General features: G+C 70.5%; 15 protein-coding genes and 1 pseudogene. 13 read left to right on the top strand and 3 right to left on the bottom strand.

The window, feature by feature from the left end; translation table 11 throughout:
- Positions 1–23: 23 nt before the first annotated feature.
- Positions 24–1,007: an ATP-binding protein gene (locus ACSMXX_RS13545; RefSeq protein ID WP_473184275.1), complete on the bottom strand. Its 984-nt coding sequence runs from the start codon at positions 1,005–1,007 to the stop codon at positions 24–26.
- 108 nt (positions 1,008–1,115) lie between these two features.
- Here ACSMXX_RS13545 and ACSMXX_RS13540 point away from each other — a divergent pair, with 108 nt between their 5' ends.
- The gene (locus tag ACSMXX_RS13540; protein ID WP_473184274.1) at positions 1,116–1,937 is read left to right on the top strand and encodes a Fic family protein; all 822 of its coding nucleotides are present in this window, start codon (positions 1,116–1,118) and stop codon (positions 1,935–1,937) included.
- Positions 1,938–2,328: 391 nt separating this feature from the next.
- On the opposite strand, the gene ACSMXX_RS13535 is transcribed toward ACSMXX_RS13540, so the two are convergent.
- Complete coding sequence (locus ACSMXX_RS13535; RefSeq protein WP_473184273.1) at positions 2,329–3,171, bottom strand: HAD family hydrolase; 843 nt, start codon at positions 3,169–3,171, stop codon at positions 2,329–2,331.
- 452 nt (positions 3,172–3,623) lie between these two features.
- Here ACSMXX_RS13535 and ssd point away from each other — a divergent pair, with 452 nt between their 5' ends.
- From ssd to ACSMXX_RS13500, 7 genes and pseudogenes are all read left to right on the top strand, one after another.
- Positions 3,624–4,778: a septum site-determining protein Ssd gene (gene ssd, locus ACSMXX_RS13530; RefSeq protein WP_473184272.1), complete on the top strand. Its 1,155-nt coding sequence runs from the start codon at positions 3,624–3,626 to the stop codon at positions 4,776–4,778.
- Complete coding sequence (locus ACSMXX_RS13525) at positions 4,775–6,124, top strand: TadA family conjugal transfer-associated ATPase (RefSeq protein ID WP_473184271.1); 1,350 nt, start codon at positions 4,775–4,777, stop codon at positions 6,122–6,124. Before ssd ends, ACSMXX_RS13525 begins: the two co-directional genes overlap by 4 nt.
- Before the next feature lie 44 nt (positions 6,125–6,168).
- Positions 6,169–7,071: a type II secretion system F family protein gene (locus ACSMXX_RS13520; RefSeq protein ID WP_473184770.1), complete on the top strand. Its 903-nt coding sequence runs from the start codon at positions 6,169–6,171 to the stop codon at positions 7,069–7,071.
- 188 nt (positions 7,072–7,259) lie between these two features.
- Complete coding sequence (locus ACSMXX_RS13515) at positions 7,260–7,898, top strand: type II secretion system F family protein (RefSeq protein ID WP_473184270.1); 639 nt, start codon at positions 7,260–7,262, stop codon at positions 7,896–7,898.
- Between the two features lie 217 nt (positions 7,899–8,115).
- Complete coding sequence (locus tag ACSMXX_RS13510; protein WP_473184269.1) at positions 8,116–8,361, top strand: DUF4244 domain-containing protein; 246 nt, start codon at positions 8,116–8,118, stop codon at positions 8,359–8,361.
- A complete protein-coding gene (locus ACSMXX_RS13505) occupies positions 8,348–8,713 on the top strand; it encodes a TadE family type IV pilus minor pilin (RefSeq protein ID WP_473184268.1) in 366 nt (121 codons plus the stop codon). The genes ACSMXX_RS13510 and ACSMXX_RS13505 overlap by 14 nt, the downstream gene beginning before the upstream one ends.
- Positions 8,700–8,963 (top strand): annotated as a pseudogene (locus ACSMXX_RS13500) (Rv3654c family TadE-like protein); the annotation flags it as partial. The gene ACSMXX_RS13505 and the pseudogene ACSMXX_RS13500, both read left to right, overlap by 14 nt.
- Positions 8,964–9,116: 153 nt before the next feature.
- Here the strand turns inward: ACSMXX_RS13500 and ACSMXX_RS13495 are convergent.
- On the bottom strand, positions 9,117–11,666 hold the full coding sequence (locus tag ACSMXX_RS13495) for a DEAD/DEAH box helicase (protein WP_473184267.1): 2,550 nt from the start codon (positions 11,664–11,666) through the stop codon (positions 9,117–9,119).
- Positions 11,667–11,796: 130 nt separating this feature from the next.
- On the opposite strand from ACSMXX_RS13495, the gene bldG reads away from it, so the two are divergent.
- The 5 genes from bldG (at position 11,797) to ACSMXX_RS13470 (ending at position 18,299) form a co-directional block, all read left to right on the top strand.
- A complete protein-coding gene (gene bldG, locus ACSMXX_RS13490; protein WP_019547857.1) occupies positions 11,797–12,138 on the top strand; it encodes an anti-sigma factor antagonist BldG in 342 nt (113 codons plus the stop codon).
- A 104-nt stretch (positions 12,139–12,242) separates the two neighbouring features.
- Complete coding sequence (locus ACSMXX_RS13485) at positions 12,243–12,692, top strand: ATP-binding protein (RefSeq protein ID WP_473184266.1); 450 nt, start codon at positions 12,243–12,245, stop codon at positions 12,690–12,692.
- Positions 12,693–13,432: 740 nt separating this feature from the next.
- A complete protein-coding gene (locus tag ACSMXX_RS13480; protein ID WP_473184265.1) occupies positions 13,433–15,865 on the top strand; it encodes a sodium-translocating pyrophosphatase in 2,433 nt (810 codons plus the stop codon).
- Positions 15,866–16,075: 210 nt separating this feature from the next.
- Entirely contained in the window at positions 16,076–16,636 is a 561-nt protein-coding gene (locus ACSMXX_RS13475) for a small secreted protein (protein WP_473184264.1), read from the top strand.
- Positions 16,637–16,733: 97 nt separating this feature from the next.
- Positions 16,734–18,299, top strand: a complete 1,566-nt coding sequence (locus ACSMXX_RS13470) for a DUF7059 domain-containing protein (RefSeq protein WP_473184263.1) — start codon at positions 16,734–16,736, stop codon at positions 18,297–18,299.
- The last annotated feature ends 286 nt before the right edge of the window (positions 18,300–18,585 follow it).

Below are 18,585 nucleotides of genomic sequence, written 5' to 3'. Positions count from 1 at the left end.
CGGCGCGGGACTCCTCGCACTCGTCAGACGGACGCAGGCGCCCGCTGCTCCCCGAGCACGAAACCGGGGTCGACCTGGGCGGCCAGATCCGCGCCGGTCTTCTCGTTGCCCCAGCTCTCGGCGTTGCGCAGATGGAAGTGGACCATCTGCCGCGTGTAGCGCTCCCAGTCGCGCCGCTCGTACGCCCCGTCCGCCGCCTCCTGAAGTACGTCCAACGCCCGGCGGTTGGCGGTCTCCAGTTCCGGGAGCGGCCGCGGCCGCCCCTTCTCCATCGCGCGCACCCAGTCGGAGTGGCCGAAGGCGGTCAGCAGGTCGTCCCCGGCCTCTTCCCGCAGGAAGTCCAAGTCGTCCTCGCTGTGCACCTTGTTGCCCACGACGGCCAACGGGACGCCGAAGTCCCGCGCGTACTCCTTGTACTGGCGGTAGACGGAGACGCCCTTGCGGGTCGGTTCGGCGACGAGGAACGTCATGTCGAAGCGTGTGAACATCCCGGACGCGAAGGAGTCGCTGCCCGCGGTCATGTCGACGACCACGAACTCGCCGCGCCCGTCGACAAGATGGTTCAGGAAGAGCTCCACGGCGCCGGTCTTGGAGTGGTAGCACGCGACACCCAGGTCGGCCTCGGTGAAGGGCCCCGTGGCCATCAGCCGCACCTCGTCACCCTCCAGGGGGAGGGTGCGCGCGCAGGCCTCGTAGAGCGGGTTCTGCTCGGTGATCCGCAGCAGGCGCGAACCCTCTCCGGGCGGCGTCGTCTTGATCATCGTCTCGGACGAGGCGATGCGTGGATTCGAGCCGCGCAGCCACTCCTTGATGAGCGGGAGCTGCGCGCCCATGGAGGGGAGCGCAGCCGCTTCGGCCTCGTCCATTCCCAGCGCGGCGCCGAGGTGCTGATTGATGTCCGCATCCACCGCGACCACCGGCACGTGCGCCGCGGCCAGCTGACGGATGAACAGTGAGGACAGCGTCGTCTTGCCACTGCCGCCCTTGCCAACGAAAGCGATTTTCATGAACAAGAGCGTAGGGGTGCGGGCGGAGGGGGAGCCGGGACGGGGTGACGAGGACCACTCGTTCGTGCGACGTGGGTTGCGGTGCGGCCTCCGCGTAGGGTCATGCGCATGAGTAGTGCCGCTGACCCCCTGGCTCCCCTGGGGGCGTTGCCCGGCGTCCAGGACGCCGTGGATTCCGTGAGGAAGTCCGTCGACCGGATCTACGGACACCGCGTGATGCGCCGCCGCAGCAGTGAGGTGAGCGCGGAGGCGGCGCTGCGCGGAGCACGGGCGTCCGCCGCGCTCGAAGGCGCCGACTGGGCGCTGGAGGAGCTGCGTCGGCGTACGGACTTCGGAGCCGACGGCGAGCCCCGTACGGTCGGAGCCGCACTCCGGACGACGGCCGAAGCAGGTCAACTCCTCGACGTATGGGGGCAGTCGCCGCTGCGGGTGCTGGCCCGGCTGCATCTCGTCGCGGCGGGAGGAGCAGGGCCCGACGAGACGGTGGGCCGGCCGCGCCTCAAGGGTGAGCCGGTGACCGGGCCCCGCCGGGAGAAGGAGCCGCCGGACGCGGACGAGGTCGCGGCACGGCTGGACGCCCTCGCCCGGATCGTGGCGGACGGGAGCGAGGCGCCCGCGCTGGTGCTCGCCGCCGTCGTGCACGGGGAACTGGCCACGCTGCGGCCGTTCGGCTCGTACAACGGCCTGGTGGCCCGCGCGGCCGAGCGGGTCGTCCTGGTCGGCAGCGGCCTCGACCCCAAGTCGATCTGTCCGGCCGAGGTCGGCCAGGCCGAGCAGGGGCGTGACGCGTACGAGCGGGCGCTCGACGGCTACGCCTCGGGGACGCCCGAGGGCATGGCCGCATGGATCGGGCACTGCGGGACGGCCCTCGAACTCGGTGTGCGTGAGACCACGGCGGTGTGCGAGGCGCTGCAGCGCGGGGCCGCATAGCGCGCGAGTGCCGTGAGAGAGCCCTGCGGGGCGGGTGCGGAGATGCGCGGCGCGGAGCGGAACCGGGGCCGAGGTCCGCAAGGGTGGCGCCGGGGGCGCAGAGTTGCGGCGGCACCGTCGTGGACAGTGCCGCCGCTGGCACGGATCCCGGGTTACCAGTGCGTGCTCTCATAGTTCCCGTCAGGCCGGAACTTCGCCCGTCTCCTGGCGGGTCAACCCTTTACGCGGGCTCAGCGTCGCGTGGGTGCCCGGTATTCATGCAAGGCGGTCCGTGGGGCCTTGTGCGTACCGGCAAACTCTCTGTTGCCGCTGGTCTCGCGGGCCGTCAATTCCTTTGTACTGCGCGCCGCGACGATGTGGAACCCCTGGCCTCTGATCTTTACCTTTGCCGTCAAACACGCTCGAACCGGGCGCCCCTGCGCTGGCTCGTGTACCAGACCAGTCCGGCAGTGGCGGCGGCCGCTCCCACTGCGGCCGCGGCGATGGCCAGCGCCGGCCGGGACGGCATGGACAGGCTGGGAATGCGTTCCTTGAGCCGGACCGGGCGGGAGAAGGTCAGGACCGGCCAGTCACGGCCGAGTGCCTCCTTGCGCAGCGCCCGGTCCGGATTGACCGCGCAGGGATTGCCGACGGCCTCCAGCATGGGGATGTCTGTGACCGAGTCGCTGTAGGCGTAACACCGGCTCAGGTCGTACCCCTCGGACTCCGCGAGCGAAGCGATCGCCTCCGCCTTGGCCGGGCCGTATGCGTAGTACTCGATCTCGCCCGAGTAGCAGCCTTCCTCGACGACCATCCGGGTTGCCACGACGCGGTCCGCACCGATCAACTCCCCGATCGGCTCGACGACTTCGGCGCCCGAGGTCGAGACGATGACGACGTCGCGCCCGGCGAGGTGGTGCTCCTCGATGAGGGAGGCCGCCTCGTCGTAGATGATGGGGTCGATGAGGTCGTGGATCGTCTCGGCGACGATGTCCTTCACCTGCTCCACGTTCCACCCGCGGCACAGGGCGGATAGATACTCGCGCATCCGCTCCATCTGATCGTGGTCCGCGCCCCCGAGGAGATATACGAACTGGGCGTAGGCAGTGCGTAGTACCGCACGGCGATTGATCAGGCCACCCTGGTAGAAGGATCTGCCGAAGGCGAGCGTGCTCGACTTCGCAATGACCGTCTTGTCCAGATCGAAGAACGCGGCTGTGCGGCGCATCGCTAGGTTTTCCACGAAGCCGAGCATAGGCGCCAACCATTCGGCGTAAGCTGGGGCGCGTGGGTTTGCCTGAGAAGGCCCTCGGGTACACCATGGAAGTCACGGATCGTTCGCGACCGTGCTAACCCGGCCCGACTCCTCCCCCCCCGAGTCGGCCCTGGGGACGACCCCCGCTCTCCCCCCCGGCGGGGGTCGTCGCATGTCCAAGGCCCTTTCTGCCTTTCAGTGATCATTCTTCGTCTCCTCGGCGATCTTCGAGGGCCCAGCGTCCCGTCTCTCCGCTTCGTGACTGAGTGTAATCGACGGAATGCTCTCCGGAAGTCGCCAGGATGGGTGACGGAGTTATTCACAACCCTAGGTGTGTCCACAGTTTTGGCCCATGATCACCAAGCTTTTCGCGTTCACCGCACAGTGATTCCCGACAGGGCCCGCAAGCGTTTGCGGGAGTGAGCCTGTGAACCGCGAAGGGGGTCTGGAACGTGGCCGAAACCATTCTGATTGTCACCGAGGACGAAGAACTCCTTGACGATCTGCTGAGACTGTGTGCGGCCGCCGGGGCAGAAGCGGAAGTTGTGCACGGAGCGCCGCAGGATCGGATGGCATGGGCGGGATGGAGCGGCGCGAAGGCATGGGAGAAGGCCCCGCTGGTCCTCGTCGGTGACGACTGCGCGGGCGCCCACGCGCTGGGCGGCGCTCCCGGCTCGGAGCCATCCGGAATCCTGCGCAGGGCAGGAGTGCTGCTCGTCGGCAAGGACTTGGACAACCCAGGTGTGTGGGAGCGCGGCGCCCGCATCGGAGCCGAGGGCGTCGTCATGCTGCCCGATGCCGAGAGCTGGCTCGCGGGCCGGATCGCCGATGCGTCCGAGTGCGTCGGACGGCCTGCCCTGACGGTCGGAGTCCTGGGCGGGCGCGGCGGCGCCGGAGCCTCGACGCTGGCCTGTGCCCTGGCCGTCACGGCCGCACGGGAGGGGCAGCGCACGATGCTCGTCGACGGAGACGCCCTCGGCGGCGGTCTCGACGTGCTGCTCGGCGGAGAACGGACGGAGGGACTGCGATGGCCGGCGTTCGCGGAGTCGCGGGGGCGGGTCGGCGGCGGTGCGCTCGAGGAATCACTGCCGAGACTGCACGACTTGAGCGTGCTCAGCTGGGACCGGGGGGACTCCGTGCTGATCCCCGCGGACGCGATGAAGTCCGTGCTCTCCGCCGCGCGTCGGCGCGGTGGCGTGGTCGTCGTCGACCTGCCGAGGCGTGTGGACGAGACGGTCGCCGAGGCCCTGGCACAGACGGATCTCGGGCTGCTGCTGGTGCCCGCGGAGTTGCGTGCCGTGGCTGCGGCGCACCGTGTCGCCTCGCGTACGCAGATGGTGCTGCGTGATCTGAGGGCGGTCGTGCGCACGCCTGGCGGCCCCGGTGGTTCGCGGGGCTATGGACCCGGGCTCGACGAGGGCGAGGTCGCGAGGCTGCTGCGTCTGCCGCTCGCGGGCGAACTCCCTTGGGAACCCGGGCTGTTGGAGGCAGCAGAGCGCGGAGTGCCGCCGGGCACGCGTACGAGCGGAGTGCTGGCCCGCTTCTGCCGGGACTTCTGGGCGCAGGCGCTGAGCGGCGGAGTGAGCGGCGGGGGTGTCTCCGTATGAGGGTGAGGCAGGAGCCGGTGGCGGCGAGCGGGCAGGGTTCGGGTGCGGAGGCCGAGCCGGGTGGAGGCTCGGCGTCGGAGGGCTCCGGCGCGGTCACCGGCGGGGCTCGGGAGCGGACCCTGCTCGACGCGGTGCGCAGAAGGCTCGCCGAGACGGGAGCCGAGCCGACGCCGGCGCGGGTGGCCGCGGCTCTGCGCGCCCATGGACGGCTGCTGGGTGACAGCGCGGTGCTGGGCGTGGTGGAGGCCCTGCGCTCGGAGATGGTGGGCACCGGCCCGCTGGAGCCGCTGCTGGCGGAGCCGGATGTCACAGACGTGCTTGTCACCCGCCCGGACGAAGTGTGGGTCGACCGCGGCAGGGGTCTGGAACGTACCGATGTGCGCTTCCCTGACGCGGCATCAGTGCGGCGGCTGGCCCAGCGGCTCGCCACCTCGGCGGGGCGGCGGCTGGACGATGCGAGGCCGTGGGTGGACGCCCGGCTCCCGGACGGCACCCGGTTGCATGCCGTGCTTCCGCCGGTGGCTGTGGGCTCGACGTGCCTTTCGCTGAGGGTGGTGCGCCACAAGGCGTTCAGCCTCCGTGAGCTTGCCGACGCGGGGACGGTCCCGCCGGGCGGCGAGCGGCTTCTGCGGGCGGTGCTGGAGTCGAGACTCTCGTTCCTGATCAGTGGTGGTACGGGCTCGGGCAAGACGACACTGCTCAGTTCGCTGCTGGGGCTCGTGGGCCCGGAGGAACGGATCGTCCTCGCCGAGGACTCGGCGGAACTCCGCCCCGACCACCCCCATGTCGTACGTCTCGAGGCGCGGCCCGCGAATCAGGAGGGAGCAGGGCGGGTGGCCCTGGACGATCTGGTGCGGCAGGCGCTGCGCATGCGTCCGGACCGGCTGGTCGTCGGCGAGGTCCGCGGAGCCGAAGTGACCGATCTGCTGGCGGCGTTGAACACCGGGCATGAGGGTGGCTGCGGCACCGTGCACGCGAATGCCGCCGGCGATGTTCCCGCCCGTCTGGAGGCTCTCGGCACGACGGCCGGGTTGGACAGGACCGCACTCCACAGCCAGCTTGCCGCGGCGCTCGATGTGCTGGTGCACCTGGTTCGGGACTCGTCCGGGAAGCGGCGTATCGCGGAGATCCATGTGCTGGATAGGGACCGGGAGGGGCTTGTCACAACCGTTCCGGCAGTGGCCTGGGGCGAGTTCGGATTCGTGGAGAAGCGCGGTGCGGCGCGGCTGTGGGAGATGTGCGGCCGAGGCCGGAGCAGTCCCGGCGACGAAGGAGAGCAGCGCGGACCCGTCCTTCCCGTACGTACGGCGGATCCGGGCCTCACGCAGCAGGGGGGATCGCGGTGACGGGGGCAGCGGGGCATTCGGTGGCGGGCGCCGAGGCGGCGCCCATGTACGCGGCGATGGTGTGTGCGGGCGCGGCGGCGTGGCTGATGGCGGGCGGTGACGACGGCGTGCGCCGGGCGAGGCTGCTGCTGGCCGGGGCGGGCCAGGCGGCGGAACCGGGTCCGAGGCTGCCCTTGAGGCTCGCCGGATTCGTGGCGTTCTTACGCGGGCGGTTCGGAGGGCCGGACGCACACGCGTGGTGGTGCGCGTTGGGCGGTGCACTTCTGGGTCTGCTGGGGGAGTCCTGGCTTCCTCCGGTGGCTGGGGCCGTCGCGGTTCCGGTCGTACGGAGGCGGCTGCGCAGGCGGGAGCGAGGCAAGGCGAAGGAGCGCAGGGCCACGGCCGTGGTGGAGCTCTGCGGTGCCGTCTCGGGTGAACTGCGCGCGGGGAGAAGCCCGGATCGGGCTCTGCTGTCGGCGGGCGGCATCGCGCTGAGGGAGCTGGGGGACGGCGGCGCGGCGGTGCTGGCGGCGGCCCGGTTCGGCGGTGACGTCCCAGGTGCGATGCGGGAGGCGGCACGAAGTCCCGGTGCTGAGGGGCTGCGTGGCGTGGCGGCCTGCTGGCAGGTGGCCGTCGAGGGAGGCGCGGGCCTGGCCACAGGCCTCGACAAGGTCTCCGATGCGTTGCGGGCGGAGCGGGACGGACGTGAGGAGCTGCGGTCGCTTCTGGCGGGGCCCCGGTCGACGGCCGTCGTGCTCGCGCTGCTTCCGGCGTTCGGGCTGCTGCTCGGTACTGCGATGGGTGCCGCTCCGATGCGGGTGCTGCTCCACGGCCAGGCCGGACTGGCCTGCCTCGTCGCCGGGGGGCTTCTGGAGTGGGCGGGCATCGCCTGGGTCGCCAGGATCGTACGGACGGCGGAGGGACGCACCGATGTGCGTCAGGGGGAGCGCGGGGAGCAGCGGACATGAGCGGAAGTGGCTCTTACGGCCTCATCGGCTGGACGTTGATGTGGGTGACCCTGCTGGGAAGCGCGGGGTGCGCCGTGTCTTCCTCGTGGGAGCGGTGGCGCGGACGCCGAGTGCGGCACCGGACGCGGGCTTTGCTTGCACGGCCCGGGGCCGCGCGTACGAGAGGGAAGTGGCGCTCCCTCACGGGGGTGGTCACGTGGTCGGCCCGGAGATTCGGACGGCGGAGGCTGCGCGAGGCGGCAGCGGCGCTGGGGGTGGGTGCGTTCCTCGCGGTCGTGGTCGGCGGGGCCGCCGGTTGGGTCCTCGCCTGCGTGGGTGCGTACGGAGTCCGGTGGTGGATGCGCCGCAGGTCGGTCGGCGAGGCCGGAGCTGAAGAGACGGACGCGGCCCGTGCCGCCGCCGAACAGCTGCCGCTGGCAGCCGAGTTGATGGCGGCATGCCTGGCCGCAGGGTCGGACCCGGCGCAGGCCTCCGATGCGGTCGGCCGTTCGCTGGGCGGGCCGATCGGGATACGCCTGAGCCGTACGGCCACCGAGCTGCGGCTCGGAGCCGAACCGGCCGCGGCGTGGGCGCACTTCGCCTCCCTGCCGGACAGCGAGGGCTTCGTCCGCAGCATGGAACGGGCCGGTACGGCGGGTGCCCCGGCCGTGGACCAGGTGACGCGGCTGACCCGGGAGCTCCGCGCCCGCCGCGCTCGCGACGCGTCGGCCCGCGCCCGACGTGCCGCCGTCCTGGTGACCGGGCCCCTGGGGCTGTGCTTCCTGCCGGCCTTCCTGGCGGTCGGGGTGGCCCCGGTGGTGATCGGCCTCGCGGGCTCGCTGTTGTGAGACCGACCGGCGACGGCACCGATCGGTACCGAGACCGTCGGTACCGCGACGGGCGAAGCCCGAGCGCGCACGACCCAGAAGTACGCACGACCCGAGAAGTACGCACGACCGGAGCACGCACGACCCGAGAAGACGCACAGCCCAAGAAGCACGCACGGGTGAAGAACAGTTCAGAGGACCAGCCCAGAAGTACGAACGAACGACAGCAGGGGGAACCATGTCCGGGAAGTTCCGTCGGGCCGCGTGCACCGCGCTCAGCCCGCTCACGTCCGCCGTCCGCCGCCGACTGCGCCGGACCGGCGGGCAGTTGACGTCCGACGCGGGGATGAGCACCGCGGAGTACGCGGTCGGCACAGTCGCCGCGTGCGGCTTTGCCGCGGTGCTCTACAAGGTCGTGACCAGCGGTTCGGTCAGCGCCGGGATGCGACAGCTGATCGAGAGGGCGCTCGATGCCCAGTTCTGACGGCGGCTATGTGACTGCCGAGACCGCGGTGGTGATCCCCGCCCTCGTCCTGCTCTTCGGAATGCTGCTGTGGGGTGAGATGGCGGCGGCAGCACATATCCAGTGCGTCGACGGTGCCAGGGCGGGTGCGCGTGCGGCGGCGCGGGGCGAAGCGGAGGCGGCGGTGCGCTCCGCCGTGCGGTCGGCGGCGCCCAGGGGAGCCACGGTGGAGACGGCCAGGGAAGGGCAGTTGGTGCATGTTCGCGTACGGGCACGCACCGTCGGCCCGGGGCCGCTGACCCTCGGGCTCAGCGCCGAGGCGGTGGCCATGGCCGAGGAGGGAACTGGGGGACTCGCGTATGCCGGGCGGTGACCGGGGTTCAGCCACTGTGTGGGCGGCCCTCAGCGGGGTGGTGCTGTGCGGCGCCCTGGCCGTGGTGCTGGGCCTCGGCCAGGCCGTCTCCGCACGGCACCGTGCGGGAGCGGGGGCCGATCTGTCGGCGTTGGCAGCCGCCGACCGGGCCCTCGAAGGGCGGGCGAAGGCCTGTGCCGCCGCCGAAGTGGTCGCCCGTGCCCAGGACGCCCGGCTGGTGCGGTGCGCCGTCACCGGCGAGATCGCGGATGTCTCCGCGCAAGTGCGGTTCGGGCCGTATGCGCCCACGGTCCGGGCCCGGGCGGGGCCGCCCGCGGCAGGGTCGGGCTTCGATGCGGGTGCTCTCGGCGCCGCCGGGGCTCTCGCCGAAGCGGGCCCCGTGCGTACGACACCGCCGGGGCGCTCAGGCGGCGGAGGCCAGCAGCTCCGTGAGGAGACGGACGGCTCCCCGCTTGTGAAGGGGATCGTTCCCGTTGCCGCACTTGGGCGACTGGATGCACGAGGGGCACCCGGCCTCGCACTCGCAGGCTGCGACGGCGTCCCGCGTGGCGGTGAGCCACTCTCGCGCCGTACGGAAGGCACGTTCGGCGAAGCCCGCACCGCCCGGCTGCCCGTCGTAGACGAAGACGGTCGGCAGCAGGGTGTCGGGATGCAGCGCGATGGAGACTCCGCCGATGTCCCAGCGGTCGCATGTGGCGAAGAGCGGCAGCAGACCGATGGCTGCGTGCTCGGCGGCGTGCAGCGCACCGGGGAGCACCGAGGGCTCGATCGCCGCGGCCTCCAGCTGGTCCTCGGAGAGCGTCCACCAGACGGCACGGGTGCGCAGAGTACGCGGGGGAAGGTCGAGTTTGGTCTCTCCCATGACCTCGCCCGTGATGATGCGGCGGCGCAGATAGGAGACGACCTGGTTGGTCACCTCCACGGTGCCGTAGCACAACCGGGCCTCGCCCCAAGGGATTTCCTCGTCGGTCTCGAGCACGGAAACGGACGTGGTGTCCCTGGCCATCGTCGTCCAGGGCGGGGTGGCTTCCTCCACCAGAGCCACGGAGTTCTCGAGATCGAGGTCCCGGACCACATAGGTGCGCCCCTGATGCAGGTGGACGGCGCCTTCGTGGACGGTGGAGTGAGCCGCTCCCGCGTCCACCGTGCCCAGGAGCCTGCCTGTGCCGTCCTCGACGACCTGGACGGGTGTGCCGCCCGAGCCGCGGATGTCGGCGAGGTCGCAAGCTCGCTCCTTGAGCGTCCAGTACCAGGAGGCTCCGCGCCGGCGAAGGAGCTTGCGCTCCTCCAACTGGCGCAGGAGGTCGGCGAAGCCCGGCCCGAAGAGCCCGGAGTCGGCCTCGCCGAGCGGAACCTCGGCAGCGGCGGCACACAGATGGGGAGCCAGGACATACGGGTTGTCCGGGTCGAGGACCGTCGATTCGACCGGTGCCCGGAAGAGCGAATCGGGGTGGTGCACGAGATACGTGTCGAGCGGATCGTCGCGGGCGACTAGTACGGCGAGTGCGCCCTCCCCTGTGCGGCCCGCACGGCCCGCCTGCTGCCACACCGACGCCCGTGTGCCCGGATAGCCGGTGATGAGCACCGCGTCCAGACCTGAGACGTCGACGCCGAGTTCGAGGGCGTTGGTGGCGGCAAGGCCGAGGAGCTCGCCCGTGTGCAGGCTGCGTTCGAGGGCGCGGCGCTCCTCCGGCAGGTAGCCGCCCCGGTACGCCGCGACGCGGCCGCTCAGCGAACGGTCCACGGCAGCGAGACGGTCCTGCGCGATGAGGGAGATGAGTTCCGCGCCGCGCCGGGAGCGTACGAAGGCGACGGTGCGTACACCCTCGACGGCCAGGTCCGTGAGCAGTTCCGCGGACTCGGCGGTGGCGGTGCGTCTCACCGGGGCGCCGCGCTCGCCTTCCAGGTCGGTCAGCGGCGGTTCCCACAGCGCGAAGACCAACTCGCCCCGGGGGGACGCGTCTTCGGTCACCTCCGCAACGGGGACTCCGGTCAGGCGGGTTGCGGCCTCGCCCGGTTCGGCGGCGGTCGCCGAGGCGAGGAGGAAGACGGGATCGGAGCCGTAGCGCGCGCACACCCGGCGCAGCCTCCGTATGACCTGGGCGACGTGGGATCCGAAAACCCCGCGGTAGGTGTGGCATTCGTCGATGACGACGTAGCGCAGTGAGCGCAGGAAGGAGGCCCAGCGGGCGTGGGCCGGGAGTATTCCGCGGTGCAGCATGTCCGGGTTGGTGAGCACGTAGTTGGAGAAGACCCGTACCCACTCGCGCTCTTCGACGGGTGTGTCCCCGTCGAAGACGGCAGGACGTACGGAGGTGCCCAGCGGCGCGGCCACTTCGGCGACGGCCCGGCGCTGGTCCGCGGCGAGCGCCTTGGTCGGCGCGAGGTACAGGGCGGTGCTCCCGCGTCCGCCCCGGCGCTCCGTCCGGCCCTGCCCCCCTGCCGAGGCCCGTGCCTCGCCCCGGGCCGTGCCCGCGCTGCCTCCGGCACGTCCGGCACCCCCGTCACCTCCGGCACCTCCGACATCCCCGGTACCGCCGTCCGCACCGTCGAGGAGCGCGCTCAGAACAGGCAGGAGATACGAGAGGGACTTGCCGGAGGCGGTGCCTGTGGCGATGATCACTGACTCGCCGCGGAGAGCATGCCGGGCAGCGCGTGCCTGGTGCTCCCAGAGCCGCTCGATACCGGACTCCCTTACGGCGTCGACCACTTCAGGCCGGATCTGCTCGGGCCAGGCGGCATGGCGACCGATTCGTGGGGGCAAGTGCTCCGTATGAGTGATACGCGCAGCCCTGCCTTCCCCGGCGGTGAGTTGGGCGAGCACCGTACGAGGATCGCTGTCCGAGACCTTGCGGGAGGGCACAGCAGGTGAGCGTACGCTCGTGCCGACCAGACGAGGTCGGCCGGCCGCGGGCACCGGAGGTGTAACCGGCGCGACGCACAAAGACAGCAAGGCGTCGTGCGTGCAGGCCGGTAAGTGATTGAATGCTTCTGCGGCTGCCGATCCGCCTGCTGTCCCGGCCTCTCCTCGGCCGGGATGTCTCAGTTGGTGGACGACTCGATAGCAAGGTGCTGGAGGATCCGTGGACCTGTCCCTGTCGACCCGGACTGTCGGCGATCGGACGATCGTCGAGGTCGGTGGCGAGATTGATGTATACACCGCGCCCAAGCTGCGCGAGCAGCTGGTCGAGCTTGTGAACGACGGGAGTTACCACCTCGTCGTGGACATGGAAGGCGTGGACTTCCTGGACTCCACCGGGCTCGGTGTGCTCGTCGGCGGGCTCAAGCGGGTGCGTGCCCATGAGGGCTCGCTGCGTCTGGTGTGCAACCAGGAGCGCATTCTCAAGATCTTCCGTATCACCGGTCTGACCAAGGTGTTCCCGATCCACGGCTCCGTGGACGAGGCCGTCGCGGCGACCGACTGAAGTCCGCGCGCAAGCGGGCCGGATACCGGAACGACGTTGGAGGTGCCGGGCGCATGCAGCCCGGCACCCGGGAATGTGTTCAAGGCAAGTTCGAGGGGGATGGCATGGCCATCGTGGAACTCCGATTCAGTGCGCTGCCGGAGCATGTGCGTACGGCGAGGCTGGTGGCTGCCGCGGTCGCGCGGCGAGCAGGGGTGGACGAGGCTGTGCTCGACGAGGTCCGGCTCGCGGTGGGCGAAGCGTGTTCGCGCGCCGTCGGGCTGCACGTACTCCACGGCGTCGAGAGCCCAGTGCGGGTGGCGTTGATCGAGGAGGAGAAGAAGTTCTCCATCGAGGTCGGTGACGCAACCCCGACAGCAGCCGCCGCACACGCCGCCACCGGTCCCGATGCCTCCGCGGCGCCCGCGGGTACGTCCGAGGACGAGGAGGCCGAGAGCGAGATGGGCCTCGCGGTCATCAGCGGCCTCGTCGACGACGTCGAAGTGACCGCCGATGAGAACGGCGGACTGATCCGCATGAGTTGGCCTGTGACGCCGGCGCCGGTTCTGCCCTGACCGGGCGTGGCCGCCGGCCGGGCGGCCCGCACACAACGCGGGTCGGGCTCCGGACCGGATGAGCCGCCGGGCTTGCTGCCTGTCTGCTGACGGCCTGCTCCGCTCCAGCCTGAAGCAGGCACCGAGTCAGTTGATCAGGGCCATGGACAGCAGCCGCTGGCTCAAGCCTCCGTAAGGTCCGCCGGACCGGCCCTGAATCGACCCCGGGACCCGCCTTGGAAGCAGCGCTCCGGAAGCGGCCTCGCGGTGGCGCACAGACCTGGCCCCATCCCGGTCGCACACCCCGGTCACACTCCCTGGTCACCCAGCAGGAACGGCGCTCTGACCAGGTACGCCCGGGCGCCGCCGGAGGCCACTGCCGAAGCGGTAGCAAGATGTTGCGGGATCTTCATCAAGCGATTCCGATCACCTCACACGCCACATGAGTCCCATCCGCACCAGGTCGGCACCGGCTGCCGACCCGGGGCGCGGAAGCAATTCCTGAACTGATTTGATGGGAAAAATGGGGCCTGCAGGGCTACGGCGGTGATCATTTTTTACAGAGTCAGCATTTTTGTAAACGTACCTCGTACGAGCGAATTCCGCACACGAACTCCATTTGATCTCCGCTGTTGAAGGCGGATCGCCGAAACGGTGCACTGTTTTGTTCTGGAGCTGATCCCTACAATCCGTCCACATCTTTGCAAGCAGGAGCCGGCCACCGAACCGCGCGCCCCTGCGCCAAGCGTCAAGGAGGACGAATGGCGGGGCACCTCAGCCCATCCCAGAACCACCAGCACCTCGCTGATGCCATGCTGACCACTGGCAATCGCGGTCTCGTCATCGTGATCGCGCTGGTCGCCCTGGCAGCTCTCGGCGTCGCCGTCGTGCTGGTCCGTCAAGTACTCGCCGCGAGCGAGGGCACCGACAGCATGAAGAAGATCGCTGCTGCCGTGCAGGAAGGCGCGAACGCCTATCTTGCCCGCCAGTTGCGCACACTCGGCATTTTCGCCGTAGTGGTCTTCTTCCTGTTGTTCTTGTTGCCTGCCGATGACATGAACCAGCGTGTAGGACGTTCGTTGTTCTTCCTGGTCGGCGCCGGATTCTCCGCCGCCACCGGCTATATCGGCATGTGGCTAGCGGTACGCAGCAACGTACGAGTGGCTGCGGCCGCCCGTGAGGCGACCCCCGAGGACGGGGAGCCCGCTGCTGATCTGACCCAGGTCTCGCACAAGGCCATGAAGATCGCCTTCCGTACGGGCGGCGTCGTCGGCATGTTCACCGTCGGGCTCGGCCTGCTGGGCGCGGCCTGCGTCGTGCTCGTCTACGCCGCGGACGCTCCCAAGGTGCTGGAGGGCTTCGGCCTCGGCGCCGCACTGATCGCGATGTTCATGCGTGTCGGCGGCGGCATCTTCACCAAGGCCGCGGACGTCGGTGCCGACCTCGTCGGCAAGGTCGAGCAGGGCATCCCCGAGGACGACCCGCGTAACGCCGCGACCATCGCGGACAACGTCGGCGACAACGTCGGCGACTGCGCGGGCATGGCCGCGGACCTCTTCGAGTCCTACGCCGTGACGCTGGTCGCAGCGCTCATCCTGGGTACTGCCGTCTTCGGCAACGACGGGCTCACCTTCCCGCTGATGGTCCCGGCCATCGGCGTGATCACGGCCATGATCGGCGTGTTCACGGTGGCACCGCGCACCAAGGACCGCAGCGGCATGACGGCGATCAACCGCGGTTTCTTCATCTCCGCGCTGATCTCCCTGGTCCTGGTCGCCATCGCGGCGTACACGTATCTCCCCTCCAGCTACGCCGACTTGAAGGGCGTGGCCGGGACCGATGCGCAGGAGATCCTCGGTCACAGCGGTGACCCGCGGGTGCTGGCAGTCGTCGCGGTCGCCATCGGCATCGTGCTCGCCGCGGTGATCCAGCAGCTGACGGGCTACTTCACCGAGACCAACCGCAAGCCCGTAAGGGACATCGGCCGGACGTCGCTGACCGGCCCGGCCACGGTCATTCTCTCGGGTATCTCCATCGGTCTGGAGTCGGCCGTCTACACGGCCATTCTGATCGGGCTGAGCGTGTACGGGGCGTTCCTCCTCGGAGGCGGCACCGTGATGCTGGCGCTCTTCGCCGTGGCCCTCGCGGGCACCGGTCTGCTGACCACGGTCGGCGTCATCGTCGCCATGGACACCTTCGGTCCGGTCTCCGACAACGCTCAGGGCATCGCCGAGATGTCCGGTGACGTCGAGGGCGCGGGCGCCCAGGTGCTCACCGACCTCGACGCGGTGGGCAACACCACCAAGGCGATCACCAAGGGCATCGCCATCGCCACGGCCGTACTGGCCGCGGCGGCGCTCTTCGGTTCGTACCGTACGGAGCTCGTCAGCGCGCTCAGCGAGGCCGGGGAGAGCAGCGGCAAGATGCTGCAGCTCCTCGACATCGCGCAGCCCAGCACGCTGGTCGGGCTGATGCTCGGCGCGGCCGTCGTCTTCCTGTTCTCCGGGTTGGCGATCAACGCGGTGTCGCGGTCGGCGGGCGCGGTCGTCTACGAGGTCCGCCGGCAGTTCCGTGAGAAGCCCGGGATCATGGACTACACGGAGAAGCCGGAGTACGGACGCGTCGTCGACATCTGCACGAAGGACGCCCTGCGCGAGCTGACGACGCCCGGTCTGCTGGCCGTGATGTCGCCGATCCTGGTGGGCTTCACCTTCGGCGCCGGTGCTCTGGCGGCGTTCCTGGCCGGCGCGATCGGCGCGGGCACGCTGATGGCCGTCTTCCTGGCCAACTCCGGTGGTGCCTGGGACAACGCCAAGAAGCTCGTCGAGGACGGGCATCACGGCGGCAAGGGCAGCGAGGCCCACGAGGCCACCATCATCGGCGACACGGTCGGCGACCCGTTCAAGGACACCGCGGGCCCGGCCATCAACCCGCTGCTGAAGGTGATGAACCTGGTGGCGCTGCTCATCGCTCCCGCAGTCATCCAGTTCTCCTACGGTGACGACGCGAGCGTGGGCGTACGGGCCGTCGTCGCGCTGATCTCCGCGGGAGTGGTCATCGGTGCCGTCTACATCTCGAAGCGGCGCGGGATCGCCATGAGCGACTCCGACACCGACTCCGAGAACGGGAGCGGCGACGCCGGCAACGAGACGGAGCGCACGGCGAAGCCGAGCGATCCCGTCGCGGCCTCATGAGGTCCTGACAGGTCACATTGCATCAACAGAAGGGCGGGCAGGGCGCGTTGGCGCCCTGCCCGCCCCACTGTTGTCTGTGGGGCACCACACACAGGTCGGCAGGGTGGCTCAAATGGCTACAATGCGGTGCAAATTTCCAGCCCGACTCGCCGCCGCCGACCCCTGGGCGTGTATGTTCCGGGCCGAACAGCCACGGAAGGGACCGATCCGGTGAACAAGAAACTTGCGGCTGCACTCTCCGGGAGTGCGGCCATCGCACTCACGCTGACCGGTTGCAGCGACGACAGCGGCGCGCAGGCGGACGAGTGGGCCAAGCAGGTCTGCGACCAGGTCCAGCCTCAGGTGAAGAAGATCCAGGAGGCCAACGCGTCGATCAACGACGCGTCCCAGGAGAAGAACTCCTCGGAGGACGTGAAGAAGACCGACGCCGCGGCCTTCGAGAAGATCTCCGGCGCCTACAAATCCCTCGGCGACGCGGTCGACAAGGCCGGCCCGCCGCCCGTCGACAACGGGGAGCAGCTGCACTCCGACGCGGTGAAGGAACTGCGCGGCATCTCGACGAAGTACGGCCAGCTGCGCAAGACGGTCGACGGCCTGAACACCAAGGACCAGGCGAAGTTCGCCGAGGGACTCCAGGGCATCGCCACCCAGCTCGACACGCTCGGCAAGAGCGGCGACAAGGCGCTGAGCAAGCTGCAGTCCGGCGACGTCGGCAAGGCGATGGCCAACCAGAAGGGGTGCAAGCGTCCAGGGAACTCGCCGAGCGTGTAGGTCCGCGGAGCGCAGCCTGGCAGGGCGTTCCCCGGGCGTCCCCCGTGGCGTTCCCCGGGCGGCGCACGCCGGCACCCCGGGACGTCACAATGGGTGCGTGAGTACGAGCGAGCGCCTTCCGTCAGCAGACCCCGACCGCACCGGCAGGCTCAGGGAGGCGTTGCGCGCCGCGAACTTCACCGCCGACGGTCTTCTCGACCTGCTCGGCGGCCCCGCGTACGCCGCCCTCGCACGGAGTGAGACCGTTCCGGCTCTGCGCGCGACCCGCGGAACGAGCCCCCTGGAAACGCTCGTCCGGCTCTTCCTGCTTCAGCAGGACGTCCCGCGCGAGCAGGCACGGGACGCGCTGCCCCTCGACGACGCGCTGCAGGACGGCTGGCTGCTGCCCGCGGAGGACGCCGGCAGCGCGGATGCCCAGGCCGCCACGGAGCCGGCGGTGCGGGCGACCGTGGACGTACGGCCCTACGGCGGGCCCGAGGGCCAGGACTGGTGGATCGTCGCCGACCTCGGATGCGCCGTCGGCGGCGCAGCGGGCGCAGGGACGACGGAGGGCACGCACGGCAGGGACGTCGTCCTCGGTGTCGGCGGTGCCTCGACCACGCTGGCCGGCATCACAGTGCGTACGCCCGTCGCGCGGGCCCTCGACATCGGGACCGGGTCCGGACTGCAGGCGCTGCACGCCGTGCAGCACGCCACCCGGGTAACCGCGACCGACCTCAACCCCCGCGCGGTCGCCGTCGCCGGGCTCACGCTGAGGCTCTCCGGGGCGTCCGGGGTGGAGCTGCGGGAGGGGGCGCTCTTCGAACCCGTCGCCGGCGACGAGCCGTACGACCTCATCGTCTCCAACCCGCCCTTCGTGATCTCGCCGGGTGCGCGGCTGACGTACAGGGACGGGGGCATGCCGGGCGACGATCTGTGCCGCACCCTCGTGGAGCAGTCCGCGGACCGGCTGGCGCAGGGCGGCTACTGCCAGCTGCTCGCCAACTGGGAGCACTCGCACGGCGAGGACTGGCGCGAGCGCCTGCGGTCCTGGGTGCCGCCCGGCTGCGACGCGTGGATCGTGCAGCGCGAGGTGCAGGACGTCGCGCAGTACGCGGAGCTGTGGCTGAGGGACGCCGGGGACCACCGTGCGGGAGATGCCGAGTACGCGGCCCGGTACGGCGAATGGCTGGACGAGTTCGAGCGCAGGGGCACGAGTGCGGTGGGGTTCGGCTGGATCACGCTGCGCAAGAGCGGTGCCGAGGAGCCGGGAATCACCGTGGAGGAGTGGCCCCACCCCGTCCAACAGCCCTTGGGCGAGGAGGTGGTTCAGCATTTCGAGCGTCAGGACTTCCTGCGCGCGACCGACGACGCCGCCCTGCTGGACTGTCACTTCCGGCTGGCCGACGGCGTCGTCCAGGAGCAGGTCGGGGCGCCCGGCGCGGAGGACCCGGAGCATGTGGTGCTGCGCCAGCAGCACGGGATGCGGCGGGCCACGAAGGTGGACACGGTGGGCGCGGGCTTCGCGGGAGTGTGCGACGGGTCGCTGCCCGCCTGGCGGATCCTCGACGCCATCGCTCAGCTGGTGGGGGAGGACCCGGTGATGCTGCGTGACCGCACGCCGGGGGCGATCCGGCTGCTGGTGGAGCAGGGCTTCCTGCTGCCGGTGGAGCCGGCCGGGTAAGCGAGCGGCCGGAGTGGGCGGGAGCAGGCAGACAGTGAAACCGGGGAGCAGCCAGGCAGGAAAGGGGACGAAGGGGCGGGAGGGGCTGGAGACGCAGCGGAGCGCCCGTGGGTCTCAGAGACCCCTCCGGGAACCCTGAGGATCTACGGAAGCCTCCGGAATCGCACACTCCGCACAGTCGTCGGTGATCGTCTTTTCGGCGTGAATTCGCTCATCAGGGGTGGTCCCCGGTTGTCCTCGGCGTGAGTATCGGGCGGTATCGGGCGGCAGGACCGGCGGATGTCGG

The organism is Streptomyces sp. DSM 116795 (genome assembly GCF_055792905.1).
The sequence above is the reverse complement of the archived record's forward strand: the minus strand, read 5'-3'. Positions and strand labels throughout refer to the sequence as shown.

What these genes read in the sequence shown, in the direction of transcription:
- ACSMXX_RS13545 (WP_473184275.1), bottom strand. Translation starts at nt 1,007, where the DNA reads ATGAAAATCGCTTTCGTTGGCAAGGGCGGCAGTGGCAAGACGACGCTG.
- ACSMXX_RS13535 (WP_473184273.1), bottom strand. Translation starts at nt 3,171, where the DNA reads ATGCTCGGCTTCGTGGAAAACCTAGCGATGCGCCGCACAGCCGCGTTC.
- ACSMXX_RS13480 (WP_473184265.1), top strand. Translation starts at nt 13,433, where the DNA reads ATGGCGGGGCACCTCAGCCCATCCCAGAACCACCAGCACCTCGCTGAT.
- ACSMXX_RS13540 (WP_473184274.1), top strand. Translation starts at nt 1,116, where the DNA reads ATGAGTAGTGCCGCTGACCCCCTGGCTCCCCTGGGGGCGTTGCCCGGC.
- ACSMXX_RS13485 (WP_473184266.1), top strand. Translation starts at nt 12,243, where the DNA reads ATGGCCATCGTGGAACTCCGATTCAGTGCGCTGCCGGAGCATGTGCGT.
- ACSMXX_RS13510 (WP_473184269.1), top strand. Translation starts at nt 8,116, where the DNA reads ATGTCCGGGAAGTTCCGTCGGGCCGCGTGCACCGCGCTCAGCCCGCTC.
- ACSMXX_RS13505 (WP_473184268.1), top strand. Translation starts at nt 8,348, where the DNA reads ATGCCCAGTTCTGACGGCGGCTATGTGACTGCCGAGACCGCGGTGGTG.
- ACSMXX_RS13525 (WP_473184271.1), top strand. Translation starts at nt 4,775, where the DNA reads ATGAGGGTGAGGCAGGAGCCGGTGGCGGCGAGCGGGCAGGGTTCGGGT.
- ACSMXX_RS13520 (WP_473184770.1), top strand. Translation starts at nt 6,169, where the DNA reads ATGTACGCGGCGATGGTGTGTGCGGGCGCGGCGGCGTGGCTGATGGCG.